Below are 14,997 nucleotides of genomic sequence, written 5' to 3' on the forward strand. Positions count from 1 at the left end.
AAGTTCATACCGAATCGGAACTGACGTCCTTGTAAGGCACGGTCGTCATCACGATGATTAAATAGATTGTTCATACCAAAGTACACAAGGGAATCTTTATCGATTTTTTTCTGTACAATCATATTCCAAATGCCATAGGTTTTCTTCTTGTACATATCAGCTGTTTTTTTCGTATTGAACTCGTATGTGATAATAGACTTATCATTATTAGCAGGGTCCACTTGTGATGTAATGTAGTTACCACCACCAGCAACAGAGTTACTATCTAACATACCATAATAGTAATCAGTCCAAATGTTGCCACTCCAGCCACTTACTTTATCTTCTAACTCCAATCCTAAATCCAATTTATGCATTGGTTTATCCAACAATCGTTTCGGCATATCTGGATTTGTTTTGTTCACTGCATCTAAATATGTATAACCTACTTTCAATTTCGCATGGTCATTCAACCGTTGTTTCACTTCTAGTTCAACACCATTGACACGAGCTTTTCCGATATTGCGGAATGTATAAAGCATATCTGGTGCATGCGCATATTTTGTAGCCCCGAAATAAGTGCTTTCATCGAGATATGGATAGAAATCCATTAAATGTCCAGTATTAGCAATGGTCATATAGTTGCGAATTTGATTACGGAAAGCCGTCAATTTCATATAGGTATTTTTATTTTCTCCTTCAAAGGAAATATCTATATTTTTTGACGTTTCAGGTTTTAATGTAGGGTTGCCAATCCAATACCAACCTAAGCGAGCACGTCCACCTGACAATGGAGCCACATTCGTTACCGTAGGTCCAAACATTTCCCAGTTATAGTATAGTTCACCCATACCTGGCTCTGTGTAACTGGTTCCTACATTGGCTTTCAAGCGACGATGCGCATTTCCACCTACGTTGTGAGTAACCCCCATATTGAAAGTCATATGCGATCCAAACAAATCACTATGGTCTAAACGTACAATTGGTTGCAACAGAGTATCCTTGTTGATTTGCCATGTATCTTGCAAGAAGAAATGCTGTTTCCGTAATCTTGCACTACCCATGGTTTGTTGGTTAATGCGTTTATTGTATTCATCTTTGAAATGACCGCCATTAAATTGAGGTCGTACAATTTTGAAAGACGGATCTTCCATGTAATAGAATAAAGCTAAATAATCTTTATTAATTACAGGTGGTTTGACCCCATCAATGGTTTCAGTACCTTGATGACCTGGGCCATATTTAGCAATCAGTTCTTTATTGTACGGTATTTCATTTAATTTATCGTTGAATGCCTTAAATCGTTTCAATGCTTCTGGGTTACGGGATTCCATATTGTTTGGCGTATATCCAGAGTTATACACAAGTCCATGGAATGCGGCTGGATCTAATCCTGCTTCTGGATCTAGATAGTTTTTAAAGTCTTCGTAGGTGAACTCTGGTACACTTGTTTTATCTGAACCATCATAACCATACCACTCTTTTTCTTTATCCCACCGTAATACGCCTTCTCCATTTTCTTTGAAAGAATGACGATAGATTGTACTATCTGGTTTTCCGTGTTTTACAGCTAAACTCTTATCATAGTCCCACGGGTCAATATTACGTACCCATGTATGAGGGGCACTTTTTAGTCGGCTACCTTCACCACTTTCAGTAGTATATCCAAAACCATAAGAAAGTAAGTGATTATCATTAGCCTGTGTGTCTCCAGTGATATTAAAGCTCCATTGTTTATGGTCCACATTGTCCACATAGTTTAATGTGTTTTTACCTTCATAATTGCTGCGACCATACTCACTTGTTAAGGTTACATCATCTTCTTTCGTGCGAGTATAGTTTAATTCAACCTTCCAATTGCTTTTTTCATCTTGTCCTGCATAGGAAAGGTTACTTTTATTTCTATCTAAATCACGTTTGTAATGAACTTGTGGTTCATCTTCAGAGTTTGTACGTTTTACAAAACGTTCTAAATCTTCGTTATAACGGTCTGTTGTAAATGTAAACGAATTATTTTGATTCACATCATAAATCGCAGACAATCCTAAATTGGAGTTTGTCCCATAATATCTTAGGGAGTTTTTAGGAAATTGTTCATTGACAGTAGCATTTCCAAATGGAACTTCTTTTCTTTCCCTCGCAGCATATACAGGAACGATATCACGTTTACTGCCATGAATATTGACACGTAATTTACCTTGTTGACCAGAGTCAGCACGCATAAAGAAGTTACTATATGGGAACAAACCTTGATCGCCACGGGAACGAATACTTTCACCATTGATGCGGATATTCGCATTTTTATTTGGTTTATTCGTAATTACATTGATAACACCACCAATGGCATCGGATCCATATTTTGCGCTCGCAGCGCCTTGGATAATTTCTATACGTTCTACATTTTCTGTACCTAGTCGTTGTAATTCATCACCTTGACCTTGGTATTTTGCAAATTCACCCATCACTGGCTGCCCATCTACAAGAATTAATGTATGACGAGGTTCAGCACCACGAATCGATACACCGACACGACCCATGCTGTCCACTGTACGACTCACACCAGCTTGTGTAAATACAATATCTTCCACAGATTTAGCCTGTTTTTGTTCAATATCTTTTTTAGTAATGATTTGCACTTGTTGAGAGTTATATTTTGCTTCTTCTTGTGCACGGTCTGCTGTAACAAACACAGATCCTTCTGCCTGTACAGGTGCTAATCCACCAAGTAGATACCAAGAACAAGCCATCCAACTCATGACTGCACCAGTAAGTAAACGTTTCTGATACGGCTTAGAATAATGCATAGCATTCCACCATCTTCCTATAAATACAAATAAATTTGATAATATTAATCATTTGTATTATAGACCTAATCAAATATCACATCTACTCCATATGGATTTCAAATGCTCCATTTGATTCACGAATTGTAAAATTATATTTATATTTTAGACGATGAGTTCATGATAATATACTTTAATCATATCTAACTTTCATGATTATATGTTTATATTTCATTGACACTTATCACAGCTAGGAATATAATAATAAATGAGTATGAATAGGGAAATAAAGATTCATGCTTTTGGGTATATTCTAGTTTTAGGTAAGGAGAATTATTATGAAATTCTTTTCTAAAAGCGCTATGATTGCGGCATTAGCAGTAACTGCAGCTTTCGGCGTTTCTCAATCTACTGATGCGGCGTACATGTTAAACTCTGAAGTAAAAGATGCAACTCCAGCATTACAAGAAGCTGCTTCCATTGGTGTTCGCACATATGAAAATCCAATGATGAAAAACGCAATGAATAAAGATGCTAATCGTAGTTATGTCCTTTGGCACTACTTTCAAAGATACTCGTGCAAAAACAATTGATGCCACTATCAATGAAATCAAAGCACAACATCCAAATGTTAAAGTTGTAACTGCTTTTACATCCCATATTATTATTGATCGCATTAAAGCCCATGAAGGTATTACATACCCTACTCCAGAAGAAGCATTAGACCAATTAAAAGCTGATGGATACACTCGTGTTGCTTTAACAACATTAAATATGATTCCAGGCATGGAATATAACTATGCTGGTGCTGTATTCAACCATCATAAACAAGATTTCAAAAAAATGACATTAGGTTTACCTTTAATGTACTGGATGGGCCAAGAAGAACAACGCGATGATATTGAACAAGCATTAAAAGCATACTCTTCCCAATTCCCTATGATCCAAACAAAAGATTCTGCTGTATTGATCATGGCTCATGGTACTCCAGATCCATCTAATGCGTACTATGCAGTAATCCAAGATCGTATCGATTCCATGGGATTCCAAAATACATACCTTTACACAGTTGAAGGATGGCCAAACCTTGAAACAGTAATCCCTCAATTGAAAGAAAAAGGTATCAAACACGTTACATTAATGCCATTAATGATGGTGGCTGGTGACCATGCAAACAACGACATGGCTGGTGACGAACCTGATTCACACAAAAGCATCCTTATGAAAGAAGGCTTCACTGTAGATACTTACATCCATGGTGCTGGTGAAAACCAACTAATCCGTGATATCTTTGCTGAACGTGCTTCCGAAGCATATGATGCATTAGTAAAATAATTGCAATCACAATAGTATAGTATTAAAATTTAGGGGGATACGTTTCGTATCCCCTTATTTGAAAGAAATAAACAATGAAAACATATTTAAAAATTTGTAGTGCTGTTCTACTCTCCACTTCTTTGTTGCTAGGTGGATGCGCAAAAACTGGCCCTACTACAACAGAAACAACTCGTACTGTATCGTATCAAGATCAGAGCTACACAATCCCTGCCAACCCGTCCAAGGTGGTAGCTCTATCAAATTCTATTTCCAAAATGATCTATGCTGTAGGTGGCAAAGCCATCGCGCGTGTTGAAAGTAATGAAAAATTACCTAGTGAAATTGAATCATTACCAAGCATAGGCCATACAGCCAATCCTAATATGGAACAATTAGTAGGATTACATCCTGATTTAGTGTTAGGTTTACCTAGCCAACATGAAAAATTTAAAGGGCAGCTAGATAGCAACAATATTCCATCTATTCTAATTAATTACGATGGCATCAATGATAACATTCCACTATTAACATTATTGGGCAATATTTTCCATACAGAAGATAAGGCCAAATCTGTCATCGAAGATTACAATAAAAAAATCGATACAGTGAAAGCCTCGATTCCAAAAGACAAACCTGTCAAAGTCGCTGTATTGCGAGCTACTGGTAAATCGGTAACAGCAGAAACTCCACTAGCAATCACGGCATCCATGGTTCGTGAATTAGGTATCACCAATGTGGTAGAACAACATTTAAAAGATAATGTCACATCTAAAACAGTGCCTTATTCCTTAGAAACATTAACAGTAGACAACCCTGATATGATCCTTGTTGTTACTATGGGTAAAAAGGATGAAATCAATGCAACCTTTGCCAAAGAAATGACTAGCAATCCAGCTTGGAATCAATTACAAGCTGTAAAAAACGACAAAGTTATTTTCTTACCATCCCAATGGTTTCTATTGAATCCAGGACTAGAAACACCAGAAGCTATGGCTGAATTAGTTAAGATCATTTATGGTGTGAAAGTACAATTATAAAAAATATTATGACAACTTTTAAGGGAACCCTTCAATGGGAACTCTCCAAAACATAAAATGACTACACTAGAGTATATTTACTCCTGTGTAGTCATTTTTGTTATTTTTTTGATTCTTTAAAAGTTGTGGAAAGTAGTATTAGCTATATTAGTTGTACGATATTTTCGTACAACTAAATTGCTCCTACTTCACCTTTAACCTATTTCACGAAGTACTACAACAATCCCTGTATCCGTATATAGGGAAACTCCCCTACTTCTACATCGGTTCTAACAGCAAATACTTTCTCTAGTAATTCTTCTGTCATTACATCTTTTGGTGATCCATCGGCTAAAATCTGTCCTTGATAGAGTACACCAACCCGATGGGAATATTGTGCAGCCTGGTTCAATTCATGAAGAACCATGACAACTGTTAACCCTTCACGGCGATTTAAGTCCTGTAATAGTTCCATAATCTCCAACTGATGATTAATATCTAAATATGTAGTAGGTTCATCTAAAATCAATACCTTCGGCTCTTGAGCTAGTGCCATAGCAATCCATACACGTTGCCGTTCTCCACCGGATAAGGAAGATACTAGCTGATTCCGCAAATGACTCACTTGTGTGGCCTCTAAGGCAGCATCTACCATTTCTTTATCATGAGACCCCTGTTGCTTCCACCACGATTGGTAAGGGAATCGACCACAGTTAACGAGTTCTTCTACTAACATATCTTTCGGGATAGATGGTACTTGTGGTAAGAATGCCATATATCTAGCTAATTCTTTATTAGAAAAGCCCTTTGCCTCTTTCCCTGCAATTTGGATGGTTCCGGTACTTTTAATAGCACTAGTAATGGCATGTAATAAAGTACTTTTACCACAGCCATTAGGACCGATTAACGTAGCGATTTCACCTTCATAGACCGTCCAATCGATGCCCTTTAAGACTTCTTTTTCACCGAAGGAGACACGACAATCTTTCACAGAAATTACTGGCTTCATTAGTCATCCCTCCTCAATAAATACAAGAAGAATGGAGCGCCGAAGAATGCCATAATGATACCCACTGGAATCTCGATAGGACTAAATAATGTACGTCCCACTGTGTCGCTGATAACGAGCACAAACGCTCCTAAGAAGGCAGATCCTGGCAATAAGAAGCGATAATCTGTGCCCAACATCATGCGAGCAATATGCGGAATAATCAATCCTACGAAACCAATTAAGCCCGCTACTGATACGGCACTGGCTGCTAATAATGCTGCCACAGCTGTCATCATAAACCGTGTTTTTTCAACGGCTAAGCCTAAACTGCGTGCTGTTTCATCGCCTAAGCTGAGTATGGTCAATCGTTTTGCCCCTAAGAAGGCAAATAACAAGCCCCCTATGGTATACGGAATTAAGACATACACTTGCGGCCAACTACGAGCGGCTAGACCGCCAACCATCCATAGTAGAGCCCCTTGCACTCGATCTCCATAGAATACGAGAAGGGCAGATATCATGGACCCTAAGAATGCTGCTACGGCTACCCCAGCCAAGATAATACGACTTGGACGTATACCCTGTTTCCAGGCTAAGGCATACACAAGTATGGCCGCTGTCAAAGCGCCAATAAAGGCGATGAATGGCACTGCATATTCTAGGTAAGGAAATAAAATTAATACTATGACACCAGCTAATCCTGCGCCTGAGGAAACCCCTACGATTTGCGGATCTGCTAATGGATTTTTCATAACTGCTTGTAAGATAGCACCTGCTACAGCTAGATTCGAGCCTACTAGGGCCGCGACTATATTTCTTGGAAAGCGAATATTCCATATGACTAGTGAGTTCGTATCAGATAAGGTGGGAGACCACAATGTATGCCATATTTGAGCCAATGTAGTCTGGGCGGACCCAAATACTAATGATAAGATGAGGGCAGCAATCGCTGCTGCCCCAAACACTAGAACGAGAAACATACGCCATGCATTGCGTGTTTGACTCGTTCTATTCATTATTTCTTTTCTTTTCCTTCTACAAATAACATGTCGTTACGTTTTACATCTGTATAGAACAATGCGTTAACAACGGATGCAGCAATGGAGCTACCACCTTTATTACCTTGAATTGTAATGTAAGGAACTGGAGATACTTCTGCCAAATAATCTTTAGATTCTGCAGCACCTACGAAGCCTACTGGAATCCCGATGATTAAAGCAGGACGAATTCCTTCTTCTAAAGCAAGACGCAATACTTCGTATAAAGCAGTTGGTGCATTACCAATTGCCACGATTTGGCCTTCTAATTCTTTACCGAATGTACGCATCGCAGCGATAGAGCGTGTCACACCTAATTCTTTTGCCATTTCAGCCACTTTTTCATCACGAATTAAGCAATGTGCTTCACTGTTATGAAGTTTCAATGCTGGTTTAGAAATACCTGTGCGCACCATTTCTACGTCAGTGTAAACATGAGCGCCATTATTTACAGCTGCAATACCTGCCGCTACAGCGCCTTCACTAGTACGGAATAATTTTGCATATTCTACGTCACCAGACGCATGAATGGTACGAGATACCACACGAATTTCGTCCTCAGTAAATCCCATGTCTTTCACATATGGGTAAATAATTTCCATACTTTTATCTTCAATTGCTTTAGGGTTTTTAATGTAATCCATCGTAATCCTCCCATAGGGTTTTAAATTCTTCTACTGTTGAAATTGTCACTGCCCCTTTCGCCGGTGTTGGGCGATCGATAACAATGACATGAACATCTAAATCGATAGCAGCTTGTAACTTAGTGTCTGAACCTCCTACAAGGCCAGAGTTTTTCATGACTACTACCTCTGCTTTTGTATCTTGAAACATGACCTTATTCATGTCATAAGAAAATGGTCCTTGCATAGCAATGGTATATTTAGGAGATACTCCCAAATCTTCCATCATTTGCAGCACTTCCGCCGTCGGTAATACACGGGTCCATACTTCCTTATCTTGTAGAGCTTCGGACTTGGCAAAGACATGCATCGTCTTACTACCTGTTGTAAGATATACCACCTTACCTAATTCACCTGCTAAAGTAGCTGCCTCTTCTTCATTGCTCACATGATGCAATTTATCATACTCTGGCAATGACACTTCTTTCCGTTCAAATCGAATGAAAGGAATTTCCATATCTGCAGCGGCTTCGCGAGCTGTGGCAGTCACAATCGCCGCATAGGGATGGCTCGCATCAATAAGCATCGTTATGCCTTTATTTTGAATGAGAGCTTTCATCTCCTCTAAATTTAAGCGTCCTTCATGGACTTCAATGCCTGGATGGGATGCTAATTGTGCCCCATATTGGCTAACTACAGACACCAACACAGGTAATCCTGTATGCTCTTGTACTGCTACCGCCAAATTACGGCCATCTAGCGTACCCGCTATGACCCAAATCACAATTTATATCCTCGCGGCGTAATGATTTTACCATTTTCCACATATGTTTGGCTATTACCAATGATAACTAATGTTTGCATATCGATTTCTTCTTTGTGGAAATGTTCTAAATCAGAAATGATGATATGTTGACCTGCACGGCCTGCTTTTTGTACGATCCCCACTGGTGTTTTAGGGTCACGATGTTGCAATACTAGTTCACGTACTTCATCTAAATGGGTGATACGTTTTTTACTGCGTGGATTATATAAAGCGATAACCATATCACCTTCTGCACACAGTGCGGCACGTTTTTTGATTAAATCCCATGGTGTCATCAAATCGCTCAAGCTAATCACGGCGAAGTCATGCATCAATGGAGCACCCAATACAGCTGCTGCCATGTTCACTGCGCTTAAACCTGGTACGATATGTACAGGAGGACGTTTTTCTTCTGCCACTTTATTAGCCAATTCGATGACAAGACCCGCCATGCCATATACTCCAGGGTCACCACTGGATACCACAACCACTTTATGACCTTCTACAGCTAAGTCTACAGCTTGTTGGCAACGATCTACTTCTTGCATCATGCCTGTACCTACAGTTACTTTGTCTGCTATCAGGTCTTTAATCAAATCTAAATAGGTAATGTAACCTACTACACGGTCAGCTTGTAGAATCGCTTCTCGTGCTTCTGGTGTCATGAATTCTGGGTTACCAGGTCCGATTCCGATGACTTGTAATGTACCCGTGCAATGGCTACGGTTGTTCTCGGAAATATTGTTTTGTGTTGCAGTAGCTCCTGCCCCTGCGCTAGTAATAGTGCTGTCGTTTCGCATACGTTTCCTACTCCTATTGTTTGTTTAACAAAATTTGATTCTATAATTTGTGCCTCTTCAATACAAGGGGCCATTTCTTCTTGTGTATAAAATTGGATAGGCCATTTTAGTGCTTCCATGGCTTCCAATAATCCTATTTCATCAGCTTTTACGATAACTGAGGCCGCTCCTTTGACACTTAATGGGGATCGTCCTACATTTTGCAATGATTCTGATACCGCTGAAAGTATCAATTCTTTCGGTGTATCACGGCGACATCCGATGCCCACTGTCATAGTCGGTGGTCGTAACACCAGTGTGACACCTATACAATCAATGGTTCTATCTGTAATGACAACCTTTGGCTCCTCTCCCCAGGGGAATGCTTCCTCTGGATGAAAAAGAGCATAGTCCACTTGATGTGCTTGCACAGCTGGTTCAAAGTCATCTGCCAAGGTACTATCCAAATAATATTTGACAGTTTCTCCATTGACGATAGCAGCATTCACCTTAATAAGCATGGAAAAATCTTCCACCTTGGCGCCGATTTTTCGAGCCAATACATCTGGTGCAGGCAATTGATTCACATCGGTGGCTGTAGTAATCACTGGTGTAGCCCCCGTAATCATTGCCACCTCACTAGTCCATTCATTAGCACCACCTAAGTGACCCGATAAAAGGCTAATCACAAAATGACCACCTTCATCCATGACTAAAATGGCTGGGTCTTCCGATTTATGCTTAATAAAAGGTGCAATCATACGCACTACAATACCTGTAGCCATAATGAATAAGATACGGTCATAGTCTTTCCACAACTGTTCTATATGCAGTTTCAAAGAAGAAAAGGATATGGCTGTGTCTCCACTTTCACGTTCTACTTTTTCATAACAATCCACCACATGTTCCTGTATATAGGCACTGCGTACTTGTTGGCCTAGCTTAGCCCCACGTTTTGTAACAGATACGATAGCAATCTTCATTATTTAGCATCTCGATACATATGAGCAAAGCCTTTGTCATAGAGTTTAGATAATTCATAATCTGTATCCAGTACACGGCTTACTACAATCATAGCTTGGCGAATAACACCTTCTTCTGCCACCACATCAGCAATCGTTTCTAAAGTGCCACGAATGATTCGTTGATCTGGCCAAGATGCTTTCACAACGATAGCCACTGGTGTCGTTTTATCGTATCCACCTTCAATTAATTCTGCTGCCACTTTATCAATCATTTGTACAGATAAGAAAATGCACATAGTAGCGCCATGGCTAGCCAACATAGATAATTTTTCTTTTTCTGGCATAGGCGTTCTGCCTTCCATGCGAGTGATGATCACAGTTTGGGTTACATTTGGCAGTGTGTACTCTTGTTGCAAGGCTGCTGCTGTTGCTAAGAAGGAGCTTACCCCAGGTGTTACATCATAAGTGATCTCCATTTCTTTCAAAGCATCCATTTGCTCTTGGATCGCCCCGTAAATGGCTGGATCACCAGTGTGTAAGCGCACCACTGTTTTACCTTCTGCAACGCTCGCTTTTGTTACTGCTAACACGTCATCTAAGCTCATAGATGCAGAGTTGTGAATTTCACAACCTTCTTTACAAGCTTCTAAAATTGCTGGATTCACCAAGGAACCAGCGTAGATTACTACATCTGCTTCTTGTACCAATCGGTATCCCTTACGGGTAATTAATTCCGGATCTCCAGGGCCTGCGCCCACGATATGCACTTGTGCCATATTATGCCTCCTGTTTCACTGCAGTTACGATAAAAATAGGGCTCAATGGATTTAATAAATGGTATGGACCAGCTTTTCTAAAGCGGCTCACTTGCATTTGAAATCCTTCATAAGTATACGGTCTACCTTTTAGTTCTTTTAAAATCGTATAGCCTGTTTCCATAGTCACAGCGGTTACTACAAGACGACCGCCCACTTTTAACAACCGTGTGGCTTCGTCCATAATCGTCCCCATACCACCAGCACTACCACCGATGATAACAGCGTCTAATTCTGATAAATCTTCCATACCTTCTGGCGCTTTGGCTTCAATAATTGTTAAGTTTTTTACGCCAAATTTTTCTTGATTTTGGCGAATTAAATCTGTTGCTTTTTCAAAGCGTTCGATAGCATATACATGTCCTTTCGGAGCAGCTATGGCAGCTTCAATCGAAATGGAACCAGTACCAGCTCCCACATCAAGAACCACGCTATCTTCTTCTACACGAGCTGCATTCATAACTACCATACGAATTTCTTTTTTCGTCATGGGCACATCGCCACGAATAAATTCCTCGTCTTCAATTCCAAAAAAATGTCTCATCCTAATACCACCATTACGGAGTGCCCAAAGCCCTCCAATTTCTGTAATTCTTCTAATGTACCGCGTTCAATACGCTCATCTTCATAACTCAATCGTTCACATGCTGCCGCTTTTGTATCCTTCGGCCAACCATGCTCTTCGATTAAATATCTTGCAATATAGGCAGGATTTTGTTCAGGATCCGTTAAGAAACCTAACTTACGTCCTTCTGCATAATACAAATCTGTTTCCTCTGGTCGACGACCGTGAAAGCTCATTAAATCTGCATTGTGCCACACTTCACCAAGTCTAGCAAAAGCAAATGTCATGGAACTAATGCCCGGCGTCACATCAATAGGATTGTTAGGAAACTTAGTTTTTAAATACGGCAATAAAGAATAATATCCTGTATCACCGCTGACTAAGACTACAATGTCATTGGATTGTAGTTGTTCTCCCATCCACTCTGCCATAGGTGCTAATTTCGCAATAGGAAAGGTTTCCTGGCCTGGCTGAGCAAAATCTTCTAGTGCTCGCTCACTTCCTACCAAGACCTTAGCCTGTTTGATTAGATGTAATCCTCTAGGTACTACATACTCTGGGTTCCCAGGGCCAATACCTACGACATACAAGGTATGTGCCATGATTCTTCTTCTCCTATTTCCTTCGCTACCTCATCGACGGCCAATATAGTGCCATCTAAGGTAGATATGATAATACCAACCTTTGCATCTTGCGCAATATAGCGCATAGAGCGCAAGGACGCCCGATCCGCTACGCGCTGATAAATGCCCTCTAAGTGCTCTCGTTCAATAATTGGCATGGCAGCCTCTGTTGTGCGACACTCCATCAATTCTTCACAAACTTCTCGAGATGCCCCTTCTAATGCTGCATAAGCAACAATCGTTTCCATACGTCCATCACTCATGCGATTATGGGTATGAAAGCTGCCGCTAGCCAATTTGATAATTTTACCAATGTGACCAATGATGAGGATATTTTTAAATCCAATTTTGACACATTGTTCTAGCATGAAGCCAATAAAATTACTTGTTTCTGCCATTTGATTGATAGAAATTCCTAGTTGTTCTTTTGCGATTTCTTGACCAATACGCCCCGGCACTAAGATAGCTGTTGTATAGCCTGCTTCTTTCATGACACGCAATTGCGGTACTAAAGAGTTTTTGAACCCTTCTTCACTCATTGGTTTTACAATACCTGTTGTACCAATGATGGAAATACCACCTTCTATACCAAGAGTGCCATTCAAGGTCTTTCTAGCTAAGGTCTCCCCCGCTGGTACGGACACTTTCACATGAATGCCCATGCCCTTAGGTACTAATTCCTCGAATACATAGGAAATCATCGTTCTAGGCCCTGGATTGATAGCAGGTTCTCCTACAAGTAAGGCTAGGCCCGGCTTAGTCACTATACCCACTCCAAATCCTGCTTCATACGTAATATTTCCCGATTGATTTAATGTTACCGTGGTCACAATATCTGTACCATGAGTCACATCTGGATCATCACCACCATCTTTTACCACTGTCACCATTGCTTCTGCAGGAGAGAGAATCTCAACCTTAGAAATAGGCACATCAATGAATGCATCTTGAGGATTTCGTATAGAAACTTGATCTACAATTTCTTCTTCAATGAGAGCAAGGAGTCCAGCTTTTACCCCTGCTGTTGCACAGGAACCAGTGGTGTATCCACCACGCATATCTTCTACGTTCATAGTCCCTCACATGATAAAATAGGAGCATCCATTGGGTGATGCTCCTTTATTTAATTAAGATCGGAAATTCACAAATTGTAATTCCACAGTTAAATCTTGTTCACGAAGCATAGTAATCACTGCTTGCAATTGATCTTTATCTTTTCCTGCTACACGTACTTGGTCTTCCATAATTTGAGCCGTCACTTTTAATTTCATATTTTTAATTAATTTGACAACATCTTTAGCCACCTCTTTAGAGATACCATTCTTAATAGTCACAACTTGACGTACAGTACCGCCAGATGCTGGTTCGATTTTACCATACTCTAAATTTTTAATGGCTACATTACGTTTTACCATTTTCCCTTTTAGGACATCGATAATGGCTCCTAATTTGTATTCATCATCGCAATGAATTTTAATGGTATCCCCATCATGTTCTATATCTGCTTTGCTATTACGGAAATCATAGCGTGTGCCGATTTCTTTTTTCGCTTGATTTACTGCATTATCTACTTCTTGCATATCCACTTCGGATACAACGTCAAATGAACAATCTTTAGCCATATAAACCTCCAATAATTATTTACATGAACAGTTTAATTATACCCTACTTCCCTTATATTTTCTACCTTTGTAGTACCTTTTATTATAGCTTTTAGGAATGTAGTATACGTTAAAAAATACCTAATGAATACAGCTTTGATTTCTCTATTCATTAGGCATCTTATCATCACAATATAAACTTATTTTACACCGTCTTTAGTGCGTTCAAAACCTACTTGCTCTGCAGCGATTTCGTACAAAGCGATAGACACTGGATTTTCCGTTCCTACTTCACCTACAAGGGATGGATCTCCATCTGTCAGTTCACGAGCACGCTTAGCTGCTAATGTTACCAACGTGTATTTGCTGTCCACCTGTTTTTCTAAATCTTTTAAATGCGGTTCTACCATCATAATGAACGTCTCCTTTATCTACTTACTATATTATTGCTGTCCTTGTTCATTGCTATACCGTTTATAAATGTATTGAATCTTTTCTTTGTTGCGACTAATCTTACATGTTTCAGCTCGCAAGATAGAAGCTGTTCGTTCAATGGCATCTTCCAAATCATCATTCACCACTATGTAATCATAACGATGTGCTAATGCTAATTCTGAACAAGCTAAAGATAAACGTTTATGAATCACTTCTTTATCATCCGTACCACGACCATGCAAACGAGATGTTAACACATCTAAGGATGGCGGCACAACGTAGATAAAGACAGCATCGCTGTAGGATTCTTTTACCTTCATAGCACCTTGAATATCAATCTCCAAAATCACGCTCTTGCCTTCTTCTAATAAGTTCATAACGTGCTCTTTCGGTGTACCATAGTAATTATCATACACTTTTGCATATTCTAAGAATGCATCTTCTTTGATTAGTTTTTCAAATGTATCTACATCTCGGAAGAAATAGCTAATGCCTTCTTCTTCTCCCACCCGCGGTTGACGTGTGGTCATCGATACAGAATAGACCAGGTTTGGCATTTGTTTGCGGAGTTCTGCACAAATCGTGCCTTTTCCTGCCCCAGATGGTCCTGAAATGACGATTAATATTCCTTTATCAGACATGATAACTCCAGTACTACTTACA

The 14,997-nt window shown here is 39.7% G+C and carries 15 protein-coding genes and 1 pseudogene; 2 read left to right on the forward strand and 14 right to left on the reverse strand.

Annotated features, from left to right (window positions below; translation table 11 throughout):
* The coding region (locus HMPREF9200_RS07305) for a TonB-dependent siderophore receptor (protein ID WP_009354111.1) at window positions 1–2,783 on the reverse strand (2,783 nt) is incomplete at its 3' end.
* 317 nt (window positions 2,784–3,100) lie between these two features.
* Between HMPREF9200_RS07305 and HMPREF9200_RS07310 the strand changes: the two are divergent.
* Window positions 3,101–4,097, forward strand: a pseudogene (locus tag HMPREF9200_RS07310) (sirohydrochlorin cobaltochelatase).
* Between the two features lie 74 nt (window positions 4,098–4,171).
* A complete protein-coding gene (locus HMPREF9200_RS07315; RefSeq protein WP_009354102.1) occupies window positions 4,172–5,116 on the forward strand; it encodes an ABC transporter substrate-binding protein in 945 nt (314 codons plus the stop codon).
* A gap of 214 nt (window positions 5,117–5,330) precedes the next feature.
* Here HMPREF9200_RS07315 and HMPREF9200_RS07320 read toward each other — a convergent pair whose 3' ends face one another.
* The 13 genes from HMPREF9200_RS07320 to gmk form a co-directional block, all read right to left on the reverse strand.
* Window positions 5,331–6,104 (reverse strand): ABC transporter ATP-binding protein, encoded by a 774-nt coding sequence (locus tag HMPREF9200_RS07320; protein WP_009354083.1) that lies wholly within the window; start codon window positions 6,102–6,104, stop codon window positions 5,331–5,333.
* The gene (locus tag HMPREF9200_RS07325) at window positions 6,104–7,102 is read right to left on the reverse strand and encodes an iron ABC transporter permease (RefSeq protein ID WP_009354105.1); all 999 of its coding nucleotides are present in this window, start codon (window positions 7,100–7,102) and stop codon (window positions 6,104–6,106) included. Before HMPREF9200_RS07325 ends, HMPREF9200_RS07320 begins: the two co-directional genes overlap by 1 nt.
* Window positions 7,102–7,767, reverse strand: coding sequence for a precorrin-8X methylmutase (locus HMPREF9200_RS07330; protein ID WP_009354093.1), 666 nt, complete (start codon window positions 7,765–7,767; stop codon window positions 7,102–7,104). Before HMPREF9200_RS07330 ends, HMPREF9200_RS07325 begins: the two co-directional genes overlap by 1 nt.
* Window positions 7,754–8,530: a precorrin-6A reductase gene (cobK, locus tag HMPREF9200_RS07335; RefSeq protein ID WP_009354087.1), complete on the reverse strand. Its 777-nt coding sequence runs from the start codon at window positions 8,528–8,530 to the stop codon at window positions 7,754–7,756. The genes HMPREF9200_RS07330 and cobK overlap by 14 nt, the downstream gene beginning before the upstream one ends.
* Window positions 8,527–9,216, reverse strand: a complete 690-nt coding sequence (gene cobJ / locus HMPREF9200_RS07340) for a precorrin-3B C(17)-methyltransferase (RefSeq protein ID WP_009354103.1) — start codon at window positions 9,214–9,216, stop codon at window positions 8,527–8,529. The genes cobK and cobJ overlap by 4 nt, the downstream gene beginning before the upstream one ends.
* Complete coding sequence (locus tag HMPREF9200_RS07345; RefSeq protein WP_009354100.1) at window positions 9,213–10,313, reverse strand: cobalt-precorrin 5A hydrolase; 1,101 nt, start codon at window positions 10,311–10,313, stop codon at window positions 9,213–9,215. Before HMPREF9200_RS07345 ends, cobJ begins: the two co-directional genes overlap by 4 nt.
* Window positions 10,313–11,071, reverse strand: a complete 759-nt coding sequence (gene cobM / locus HMPREF9200_RS07350; RefSeq protein WP_009354109.1) for a precorrin-4 C(11)-methyltransferase — start codon at window positions 11,069–11,071, stop codon at window positions 10,313–10,315. Before cobM ends, HMPREF9200_RS07345 begins: the two co-directional genes overlap by 1 nt.
* Window position 11,072: 1 nt before the next feature.
* Entirely contained in the window at window positions 11,073–11,654 is a 582-nt protein-coding gene (gene cbiT / locus HMPREF9200_RS07355; RefSeq protein ID WP_009354090.1) for a precorrin-6Y C5,15-methyltransferase (decarboxylating) subunit CbiT, read from the reverse strand.
* Complete coding sequence (gene cbiE, locus HMPREF9200_RS07360) at window positions 11,651–12,277, reverse strand: precorrin-6y C5,15-methyltransferase (decarboxylating) subunit CbiE (RefSeq protein ID WP_009354096.1); 627 nt, start codon at window positions 12,275–12,277, stop codon at window positions 11,651–11,653. The genes cbiT and cbiE overlap by 4 nt, the downstream gene beginning before the upstream one ends.
* Entirely contained in the window at window positions 12,253–13,371 is a 1,119-nt protein-coding gene (cbiD, locus tag HMPREF9200_RS07365) for a cobalt-precorrin-5B (C(1))-methyltransferase CbiD (protein WP_009354107.1), read from the reverse strand. The genes cbiE and cbiD overlap by 25 nt, the downstream gene beginning before the upstream one ends.
* Before the next feature lie 54 nt (window positions 13,372–13,425).
* A complete protein-coding gene (locus HMPREF9200_RS07370) occupies window positions 13,426–13,920 on the reverse strand; it encodes a YajQ family cyclic di-GMP-binding protein (protein ID WP_009354112.1) in 495 nt (164 codons plus the stop codon).
* Between the two features lie 179 nt (window positions 13,921–14,099).
* Window positions 14,100–14,312: a DNA-directed RNA polymerase subunit omega gene (gene rpoZ, locus HMPREF9200_RS07375; RefSeq protein ID WP_009354099.1), complete on the reverse strand. Its 213-nt coding sequence runs from the start codon at window positions 14,310–14,312 to the stop codon at window positions 14,100–14,102.
* A 30-nt stretch (window positions 14,313–14,342) separates the two neighbouring features.
* On the reverse strand, window positions 14,343–14,975 hold the full coding sequence (gmk, locus tag HMPREF9200_RS07380; RefSeq protein WP_009354106.1) for a guanylate kinase: 633 nt from the start codon (window positions 14,973–14,975) through the stop codon (window positions 14,343–14,345).
* Between the last annotated feature and the right edge of the window lie 22 nt (window positions 14,976–14,997).

Origin of the sequence: Veillonella sp. oral taxon 780 str. F0422 (assembly GCF_000221605.1) — a bacterium.
In the GTDB taxonomy this organism is placed as follows: Bacteria; Bacillota; Negativicutes; order Veillonellales; family Veillonellaceae; genus F0422.

Coding starts and splice junctions, on each gene's coding strand:
- HMPREF9200_RS07315 (WP_009354102.1), top strand. CDS start 4,172: ATGAAAACATATTTAAAAATTTGTAGTGCTGTTCTACTCTCCACTTCT.
- HMPREF9200_RS07320 (WP_009354083.1), bottom strand. CDS start 6,104: ATGAAGCCAGTAATTTCTGTGAAAGATTGTCGTGTCTCCTTCGGTGAA.
- HMPREF9200_RS07325 (WP_009354105.1), bottom strand. CDS start 7,102: ATGAATAGAACGAGTCAAACACGCAATGCATGGCGTATGTTTCTCGTT.
- HMPREF9200_RS07330 (WP_009354093.1), bottom strand. CDS start 7,767: ATGGATTACATTAAAAACCCTAAAGCAATTGAAGATAAAAGTATGGAA.
- cobJ (WP_009354103.1), bottom strand. CDS start 9,216: ATGACACCAGAAGCACGAGAAGCGATTCTACAAGCTGACCGTGTAGTA.
- HMPREF9200_RS07345 (WP_009354100.1), bottom strand. CDS start 10,313: ATGAAGATTGCTATCGTATCTGTTACAAAACGTGGGGCTAAGCTAGGC.
- cobM (WP_009354109.1), bottom strand. CDS start 11,071: ATGGCACAAGTGCATATCGTGGGCGCAGGCCCTGGAGATCCGGAATTA.
- cbiT (WP_009354090.1), bottom strand. CDS start 11,654: ATGAGACATTTTTTTGGAATTGAAGACGAGGAATTTATTCGTGGCGAT.
- cbiE (WP_009354096.1), bottom strand. CDS start 12,277: ATGGCACATACCTTGTATGTCGTAGGTATTGGCCCTGGGAACCCAGAG.
- cbiD (WP_009354107.1), bottom strand. CDS start 13,371: ATGAACGTAGAAGATATGCGTGGTGGATACACCACTGGTTCCTGTGCA.
- HMPREF9200_RS07370 (WP_009354112.1), bottom strand. CDS start 13,920: ATGGCTAAAGATTGTTCATTTGACGTTGTATCCGAAGTGGATATGCAA.
- rpoZ (WP_009354099.1), bottom strand. CDS start 14,312: ATGATGGTAGAACCGCATTTAAAAGATTTAGAAAAACAGGTGGACAGC.
- gmk (WP_009354106.1), bottom strand. CDS start 14,975: ATGTCTGATAAAGGAATATTAATCGTCATTTCAGGACCATCTGGGGCA.